The following is an 8,804-nucleotide window of genomic DNA, read 5'->3' on the forward strand; positions in this document are numbered from 1 at the left end:
AACACTGGACGAACACCTAGGAACGCGTCACCGTGACCGGAAGACCTTGCCGCGCAGGATCACCAGGTCCGGCCGGCTCAGTACGCCGGCACCCCGTCGGGGATCCTCGGCATAGCACAGCAGGTCGGCTGGCGCCCCATCGTCGAGACCGGGGCGACCCAGCCACCGGCGGGCGTCCCAGCACGCCGCTCCCAGCGCCTCCTCGGCGGTCATGCCGATCCGGCGCAGCGCGTCCACCTCGTCGGCGATGCGCCCATGTCTGATCGTGCCGCCCGCGTCGCTACCCGCATATACCGGCACGCCCGCGTCGCGCGCCGCGGCCACCCGCTGGTAGCCGCGGTCGTGGAGGTCGCGCATATGCGCGGCGTACTTCGGATAGCGCACGGCGGCGTCGGCGATGCCCGGGAAATTCGCCAGGTTGATCAGCGTGGGAACCAGCGCGGTGCCGTGGTCGACCATCAGCTCGATCGTGTCGTCGGTGAGGCCGGTGCCGTGTTCGATGCAGTCGATGCCGGCACTGATCAGACCGGGCAGCGCATCCTCACCAAAGACGTGGGCGGTGACGCGCGCGCCGTGCGCGTGTGCGGTGTCGATCGCGGCTTTGAGGACGTCGTCGGACCACAGCGGCGCGAGGTCGCCGATGCCCCGGTCGATCCAGTCGCCGACCAGCTTGATCCAGCCGTCTCCGCGTCGGGCCTGCTCGGCGACGGCGTCGGGTAGCTGCGATTCGTCTTCCAGCTCGGCGGCCAGGCCGGGGATGTAGCGCTTGGGTTTGGCCAGGTGGCGTCCGGCCCGGATGATGCGGGGCAGGTCGTCGTGGTCGTCGAGGCTGCGGGTGTCGATTGGTGAGCCGCAGTCACGCAGCAACAGCGCGCCCACGTCGCGTTCGACTTCGGCCTGTGCGATGGCTTCGCTGAGTTCGACGGGGCCGTGTTCGCCGAGGCCGACATGGCAGTGAGCGTCGACCAACCCCGGCAGGATCCAGCCGCCATCGAAGACCGTGTCAGCGCCGGACACCGGCTCCGTGCTGATGCGGCCGTCGACGATCCATAGTTCTGTCGCGACATCGCTGGGCAGGCCCAGCCCCCGCACGTGCAATCGCACCGCGGGTTATTTCTGGCCGGGGAATTTCAGCTTGGACAGGTCGAAATCGGCCAGCCCGGGCGGCAATTCGTTGAGCCCTTCAGGCATCTGCGACAGGTCCGGGAACCCCGGAGGCATTCCTGCCATGCCGGGCATGCCGGCGCCCAACGGACTGCGCGTCTTCGGCGGCGTCGGTCCGCGCGCCCCCTTCTTGCCCTTCTTGCCTTTGGAGCTTCTGGACTTGCGCGTCGCCGACTTGCGGCCGAGCCCGGGGATACCCATGCCGCCGAGCATCGAGGACATCATCTTGCGAGCTTCGAAGAAACGGTCGACCAGCTGGTTGACCTCGGACACGGTGACGCCGGAGCCGTTGGCGATGCGCAACCGGCGCGAGGCGTTGATGATCTTCGGGTCGGCGCGTTCCTGCGGCGTCATTCCGCGAATGATGGCCTGAAGCCGATCCAGGCTCTTGTCGTCGACTTCGGCCAAGGCGTCCTTCATCTGCGCCCCGCCGGGCAGCATGCCCAGCAGGTTGCCGATCGGGCCCATCTTGCGCACCGCCAGCATCTGCTCGAGGAAGTCCTCCAGCGTCAGCTCGCCGGCGCCGATCTTGGCGGCGGCCGCCTCGGCCTGCTGGGCGTCGAAGACCTGCTCGGCCTGCTCGATCAGGCTCAGCACATCGCCCATGCCCAGAATGCGGCTGGCCATCCGGTCCGGGTGGAAGACGTCGAAGTCCTCGAACTTCTCACCGGTGGAGGCGAACAGGATCGGCACACCCGTGACTTCGCGGACCGACAGGGCCGCACCACCACGGGCGTCGCCGTCCAGTTTCGTCAGCACCACGCCGGTGAACCCGACGCCATCGCCGAAGGCCTGCGCGGTGGCGACGGCGTCCTGACCGATCATCGCGTCCAGGACGAACAGCACCTCGTCGGGATCGACGGCATCGCGGATGGCCGCGGCCTGTGCCATCAACTCTTCGTCGATACCGAGCCGACCGGCGGTGTCGACGATGACGAAGTCGAAGTGCTTGGCCTTGGCCTCGGCGATACCGGCCGCGGCGACGGCGACGGGGTCACCCGGCGGCCCCGTGTCCGGGCCAGAAGCCGGAGCGCCGGGGTGCGGCGCGAATACCGGCACGCCGGCCCGCTGCCCAACCACTTGCAGCTGGTTGACTGCGGCCGGGCGCTGCAGGTCGCAGGCCACCAGCAGCGGCGTGTGGCCCTGGTTCTTTAGTCGGAACGCCAGCTTGCCGGCCAGCGTCGTCTTACCGGAACCCTGCAGACCGGCGAGCATGATCACCGTGGGCGGGTTCTTGGCGTACGCGATCTCGCGGGTCTCGCCGCCGAGGATGCCGATCAATTCCTCGTTGACGATCTTGACGACCTGCTGCGCCGGGTTGAGCGCGCCGGAGACCTCATGACCGTGGGCTCGTTCCTTGATCCGGTGGACGAACGCCCGCACGACGGGCAGTGACACGTCGGCTTCCAGCAGCGCCAGCCGGATCTCGCGGGTGGTGGCCTCGATGTCGGCGTCGGTCAGGCGGCCTTTACCACGTAACCCCTGAAGGGCACCGGTTAAGCGATCGGACAGCGATTCAAACACGACAGCCAGCCTAATGGTTGCCCAGGCCTCGGCAGACAAGTCCCGCCGCAGCTGAGCTGGGCGGCACTCTGCCGACAGAGGTCAGTGTCGACGAAAGGTGCACGATGACGGCTGCGCCGGCTAGCCCCGAATCACTGAGGAAGAAATCCCCGATGGCGGACAATACATGCAGGAGGAAAAGGGGACTCAGGTGGCAGATGCACTGAACAAATTCTTCGGTCGAGCAACCTGATCGGGGTCGGACCATGCCGGAAACCACGCGTTTTCTCACGCTCAACGTTCGCCGAGGTGTGCGACATCATCAGCTGGTCGGAGGAGCGGCGCAGTCACGTTTCGCGCGCTGTGCCAAAAGGGCTGATAACGCGTGAGAAGCGGGCGCCGAGAGACGCTGGCGGTTGCGGCAGCCGTCGGGTTGGTAACCGCCGCATTCGTGATGCCGCACCTCGACCTCGGTGTCACGCCGCTGATCCACGCTACGCGGGACCGTTTCATCGCGTTTGCCGGGATGGCGCCCATCTTCGGTTGGTGGCAGCCCCACATCGGGTGGGGCACTGGGCCGGCCATAGTCATTGGCGTTGCCACGGTGCTGTGGGGTCCGGCTGTCGCCGTGCACTTGTCGTGGCGGGCCCTCACCTTGACGACGTGGGCGACGGCGGCCGCATGGGCCTTCTCGCTGGCCATGATCGACGGCTGGCAGCTTGGCTTCGCCGGCCGGCTCACCGCGCGCCACGAATATCTCCGACAAGTACCCACCGTCACCGACATCCCCGATGCGGTGCGCCACTTCTCGGGCAGAATCCTCGACTTTCAACCGAATTCGTGGATCACTCACGTGTCGGGGCATCCGCCGGGTGCACTGCTGACGTTCGTTTGGCTGGACCGAATCGGCCTGACCGGTGGCGCTTGGGCCGGATTGCTTTGCTTGCTGGCCGGATCGAGTGCCGCTGCGGCGATCGTGATCACAGTGCGAGCGTTGGCCGGCGAGCACACGGCCCGGCTGGCGGCACCCTTTGTCGCGGTGTCACCGACCGCGATCTGGGTGGCGGTATTAGCAGATGGCTACTTCGCCGGAGTCGCGGCCTGGGGCATCGCGTTATTGGCATTGGCCGCACGCCGGTCGGTGCGAACCTGCGGGCTGGCCGCGGTCGGTGCGGGTCTACTGCTGGGCTGGGGCGCCTTCCTCAACTACGGTCTGGCGTTGATGGCACTGCCCGCCGCCGCGGTATTGATCGCCGCGGTGAACCGGCGGGCCGCGTTTCGGGCACTGATACCGGCGGCCATTGCCGCAGTGACTGTCGTCCTGGTCTTCGCACTTGCTGGATTCTGGTGGTTCGACGGCTATGTGCTGGTGCAGCAACGCTATTGGCAGGGAATCGCCGCCGACCGGCCGTTCCAGTACTGGTGGTGGGCCAATCTGGCGTCGGTGGTGTGCGCGATCGGGCTGGGCGGCGTTGCGGGCACGAGCCTGGCGATCGACATTCCGGCGATCCGTCAGCGCCGGGGGTTGAACCTCGTCATAGTGGCCATGCTGGTCGCGATTGTGCTGGCCGACGCAAGCCAGCTGAGTAAGGCCGAGGTCGAGCGCATCTGGCTGCCTTTCACGGTGTGGTTACCGGCAGCGGCGACGCTGCTGCCGCCCAGGTCACACCGCTGGTGGCTGGCTGTTAACGTCGTCGGCGCGCTGGTGCTGAACCATCTCGTCTTGACGAACTGGTGAGCACGCCGCGCCCGGCGGGTCCGCGACACTGCAACGCGGCAGACGACACGCCGATGCGGCCCTGCCTGGCTTCAGTCTCGGCGAGGCCCGGGTGACTGCGACGACGACGCGAAGTTCCCTTTGATTTGCGGATTGCAAGCGCTAGTTTTGCGGCGTGGTCGCTTTGCTCGCAGACCTGGCCCCGGAACGATCGGAGGCTCCGGTGCTGCTGGTGGCCGTCTTGTTCCTGCTGGTGGTGATAACGGCCATCGTGGTGGTGGCCACCTGGGTGCGTCGCTCGCGGCGATCAAGGCCGCCCCCACCGCAATGGGGTCCGCCGCCCCAGGGCCTACCACCTCAGCCGCCCCCACCGCAATGGCCGCCGCAGCCGCCGGGTCCGCCTACCGGTTGAGGATCAGTCCGGTGAGCAGCGACGAGGCGTTGGCGCCCACACTCAGCAGCGCCAGCGTGGCCGGGTCACGCCGTACGGCAACCGCCAGCACAGCCGCCTCGGCTAGTGTCACCACCGCCTCGGTCAGCAGCAACTGCCCCAGCGTCGGGTTCGGCGCCAGAACCCACCACGCCAGCGGATGGGTGATGGCGTTGACAACGATCGACAGCATCAGCGCCGACCACCACCGCAGTCCGAGGATGCCCACGAGGCCGCCCACGTACCACAGCGATTCCACCGCGATCGTGACAGCGAACGCGGTCAGTTGGGACACGCGATGACTGTACGGGTGATCTGGCTGTTCGGCGGGGCCGCCGCGGTGGCTCTGGCCGTCGCGGTCCGGGCCCCGCTGGCCACGACCGTGCTGGGGCTCATGGTGTTCGGGGTCGTGCACAATGTCCTGGAATTGCGCTATGTCAGTGGACGTTTCGCCACGGTGCTGTCCGGCCGGATGCTGTTCTGGCTGCTCGGGTTCATCACAGTGATCGTGTTGTGCAGGCTGGCCGGCATGGTGGTCGGCGAGCCGGCGCGGCTGGCGGAGATCGTCGTCGGCTATGCGGTGCTCAGCGCAGCCTGTGTGGCGGGGTTGCGTGGGCCCTCGCTGATGGCCGCGGCGGCGGTGCTGGCGATCGCCGCGGCCGCCTCGCTGAGCTGGCCCCCGTACCACTTCGTGGTGTTGTCCCATCTGCACAATGTGGTGCCGCTGTTCTTCCTGTGGGATTGGGCGGCCCGGTTGCCCACCCCAGCGCTGCGCCGGTGGTTTCGATCGGTGCAGATCGGGTGGGTACTGGTCGTTCCCGCGGTACTGCTGTCCGGTGTGCTCGACCGTCACTTCGCTGGGACGAGTTCGTCGCTGGCCGGGTTCGCCGGCAACCCGCGAACGATCGTGGCGGCCAGCGCCCCGCCGGCGGCCGTGGTGACCGAGGTCGGCCTGAGGCTACTCGTCGTGTTCGCCTTCCTGCAGACCATGCACTACTTCGTCTGGGTGGGTTTCTTTCCCCGTTACGCCCCCGATGCGGCGCGGGCATTCGAGCTGCGCGTCCCGTGGCTGACCGGGGCGCGGGCGTGGACGCTCGGGGGCGCCGTCGGAGTGGCCCTGGCGGTGGTGTTCGTCACCGACTACGCCTCCGGCAAGGCGGTGTATTCCGCCTTCGCCAGCTACCACGCGTATCTGGAGTTCCCGGTGGTCCTGGCCACGCTGCTCGGGCTGGGTGCGGCCACGGCCCCGAAGTCCCCAGCGTCCACCGGCCAGACGGTAGGTGCCCGATAGATGCTGGAAGTGGTCGAACGCGGCACCAGCACCGCCGAACATCCGGTACCCCTGGTGTTCGTCCATGGCGGCTGGCACGGCGCGTGGTGCTGGGAGAATTTCCTGGACTACTTCGCCGACGCCGGCTATCGCGCCGTCGCACTGAGCCTGCGCGGGCACGGGGCCAGCCCCGCCCCCAAAGCGCTGCGCTGGTGCTCCATGGCCGACTACGTCGACGACGTCCGCGCGGTGGCCGACGCCCTCGGCGGCCAGCCGGTGCTCATCGGCCATTCGCTGGGCGGCTTCACGGTGCAGAGATTTCTGGAAACCCGTCACGCGCCCGCGGCGGTGCTGGTGGGATCGGTTCCGCCGAAGGGCTACCTGCGGCTGGCCATGCGGGTCTGGCGCCGGCACCCACTGACCGCTATCCGGGCCTTCACCGGCGGCGCGCTGCTCGAATTCGTCGACACGCCTGCGCTGGCGCGCGATTACCTCTTCTGCGGGCACACGCCCGAGTCCATCGTCGAATCGTGCAGATCGCAGGCCGGGCCCGAGAGCCTCCGCGCAGCTGCCATCGATCCGATGATCCGCGGCGTCAAGACAGGCCTGATCGCGACCCCGATGCTGGTGCTGGGCGCCGAGCACGACGGCTTCGTCAGCACCGCGGAGGTGCGGGCGACGGCGGACGCATACCGCACCGAACCCGAGTTCTTCTCGATGGGCCACAATATGATGCTCGAACCCGGATGGCCGGACGTCGCCTCGCGTATCCACAACTGGCTGCAGACCCGCGACCAGCCAATCTGATCGCCCAGCCACGTCGTTGCAGCGCCGAAAAGCGTTGCCGTGCTAGATTTCACAGCCTGTGCGCCGTCTGGCGCGGCCGAGCTACCATGCCGAACTCAACGGGGGGAATGTGTCGCTGCAGCCGGTCAGCCACTTCCCCGCCGACACCACTCGCACGCTGCGTGGCTGGCAGCGCCGCGCCCTGGTGAAATACCTGGGAACCGAGCCGCGCGACTTCCTGGCCGTGGCAACCCCCGGCGCCGGCAAGACCGCGTTCGCCCTGCGGATCGCCGGCGAACTGATCGCGCACCGGGCCGTCGAGCAGCTCACCGTCGTCGTACCCACCGAGCACCTCAAGATCCAGTGGGCGCAGGCCGCCGGACGCCAGGGGCTGTCCCTGGACCCGAAGTTCTCCAACTCCAACCCGCAGACCTCTCCGGAATACCACGGCGTCGTGGTCACCTACGCGCAGGTGGCCGCCCACCCGACGTTGCATCGGGTGCGTACCGAGCAGCGCAAGACGCTGGTGATCTTCGACGAGATCCACCACGGCGGTGATGCCAAGACCTGGGGTGACGCCATCCGGGAGGCCTTCGACGACGCCACCCGCCGGCTGGCCCTGACCGGCACTCCGTTTCGCAGCGACGATAGCCCGATCCCGTTCGTGAACTACGAGCCCGACGCCGACGGCCTGATGCGATCCAAGGCCGACCACACCTACGGCTACGCCGAGGCCCTGGCCGACGGAGTGGTGCGCCCGGTGGTGTTCATGGCGTATTCGGGACAGGCGCGCTGGCGGGACAGCGCCGGCGAGGAGCACGAAGCGCGCCTGGGCGAGCCGCTGTCGGCCGAACAGACCGCACGGGCCTGGCGCACCGCCCTGGACCCGGCCGGCGAGTGGATGCCGGCCGTAATCGCCGCGGCCGACCAGCGGCTGCGCCAGAAGCGCGAGCATGTCCCCGACGCCGGCGGGATGATCATCGCTTCGGACCGAACCGCGGCCCGCGCCTATGCGACCCTGCTCACCAGGTTGACGGGCGAAACGCCGACCGTCGTGCTCTCCGATGACCCCGGCTCGTCGGCCCGCATCTCCGAGTTCGCGGCGGGCACCAGCCGTTGGCTGGTCGCGGTGCGGATGGTCTCCGAGGGGGTCGACGTGCCGCGGCTGTCGGTCGGGATCTACGCCACCAGCGCCTCGACGCCGCTGTTCTTCGCCCAGGCCATCGGGCGGTTCGTGAGGTCGCGGCGGCCGGGTGAAACCGCGAGCATCTTCCTGCCGTCGGTGCCCAACCTGCTGCAACTCGCCAGCGAACTGGAGGCACAGCGCAACCATGTGCTGGGCAAGCCGCACCGCGAATCCGAGGGTGACCCACTCGACGACGACCCGGCCACCAGGACGCAGAATGAACCCGGCGAAGACAAGGGCTTCACCTCGCTGGGCGCCGACGCCGAGCTGGACCAGGTCATCTTCGACGGCTCCTCGTTCGGTACCGCCACGCCCGCGGGCAGCGACGAGGAGGCCGACTACCTGGGCATCCCCGGCCTGCTCGATGCCGAGCAGATGCGCGCCCTGCTGCACCGCCGGCAGGACGAGCAATTGCAGAAACGCGCCCAAGCCGGGACCCAGCCCATGACCACCACCCACGGGCAACTACGGGAGCTGCGCCGCGAACTCAACGCCCTGGTCTCGGTCGCCCACCACCGCACCGGCAAGCCGCACGGCTGGATCCACAACGAACTCCGCCGCCGTTGCGGCGGTCCGCCGATCGCCGCCGCGACCCGCGACCAGCTCAAGGCGCGCATCGATGCCGTGCGCCAGCTCAACGCCGAGCAGTCTTAATCCATGGTGGCGACCCGCCGCGCCCGGCTCCGCCGCGCTCGCGATCGCCACCGAACCCAAGGTGGCGACCCGCCGCGCCCGGCTCCGCCGCGCT

At 68.6% G+C, this 8,804-nt stretch carries 8 protein-coding genes; 5 read left to right on the forward strand and 3 right to left on the reverse strand.

Features of this window, described 5'->3' with window-relative positions:
* Positions 1–27: 27 nt before the first annotated feature.
* Positions 28–1,104: a metal-dependent hydrolase family protein gene (locus ACX9NE_RS15960; RefSeq protein WP_459362334.1), complete on the reverse strand. Its 1,077-nt coding sequence runs from the start codon at positions 1,102–1,104 to the stop codon at positions 28–30.
* A 6-nt stretch (positions 1,105–1,110) separates the two neighbouring features.
* Positions 1,111–2,688, reverse strand: coding sequence for a signal recognition particle protein (gene ffh, locus ACX9NE_RS15965; RefSeq protein ID WP_459362335.1), 1,578 nt, complete (start codon positions 2,686–2,688; stop codon positions 1,111–1,113).
* Positions 2,689–3,052: 364 nt separating this feature from the next.
* Here ffh and ACX9NE_RS15970 point away from each other — a divergent pair, with 364 nt between their 5' ends.
* Entirely contained in the window at positions 3,053–4,405 is a 1,353-nt protein-coding gene (locus tag ACX9NE_RS15970) for a hypothetical protein (protein ID WP_459362336.1), read from the forward strand.
* Between the two features lie 154 nt (positions 4,406–4,559).
* Positions 4,560–4,796, forward strand: a complete 237-nt coding sequence (locus tag ACX9NE_RS15975; protein WP_459362337.1) for a hypothetical protein — start codon at positions 4,560–4,562, stop codon at positions 4,794–4,796.
* On the opposite strand, the gene ACX9NE_RS15980 is transcribed toward ACX9NE_RS15975, so the two are convergent.
* A complete protein-coding gene (locus ACX9NE_RS15980) occupies positions 4,786–5,109 on the reverse strand; it encodes a hypothetical protein (RefSeq protein WP_459362338.1) in 324 nt (107 codons plus the stop codon). The two genes, ACX9NE_RS15975 and ACX9NE_RS15980, sit on opposite strands and share 11 nt — an antisense overlap.
* A gap of 3 nt (positions 5,110–5,112) precedes the next feature.
* Here ACX9NE_RS15980 and ACX9NE_RS15985 point away from each other — a divergent pair, with 3 nt between their 5' ends.
* The 3 genes from ACX9NE_RS15985 (at position 5,113) to ACX9NE_RS15995 (ending at position 8,710) form a co-directional block, all read left to right on the forward strand.
* Positions 5,113–6,105, forward strand: a complete 993-nt coding sequence (locus ACX9NE_RS15985) for a hypothetical protein (RefSeq protein ID WP_459362339.1) — start codon at positions 5,113–5,115, stop codon at positions 6,103–6,105.
* Entirely contained in the window at positions 6,106–6,891 is a 786-nt protein-coding gene (locus ACX9NE_RS15990; RefSeq protein WP_459362340.1) for an alpha/beta hydrolase, read from the forward strand.
* Between the two features lie 115 nt (positions 6,892–7,006).
* Positions 7,007–8,710, forward strand: a complete 1,704-nt coding sequence (locus tag ACX9NE_RS15995) for a DEAD/DEAH box helicase (RefSeq protein ID WP_459362354.1) — start codon at positions 7,007–7,009, stop codon at positions 8,708–8,710.
* Positions 8,711–8,804 lie beyond the last annotated feature (94 nt).

Source organism: Mycobacterium sp. ML4 (assembly GCF_054515735.1).

Coding starts and splice junctions, on each gene's coding strand:
- ACX9NE_RS15990 (WP_459362340.1), top strand. CDS start 6,106: ATGCTGGAAGTGGTCGAACGCGGCACCAGCACCGCCGAACATCCGGTA.
- ACX9NE_RS15985 (WP_459362339.1), top strand. CDS start 5,113: ATGACTGTACGGGTGATCTGGCTGTTCGGCGGGGCCGCCGCGGTGGCT.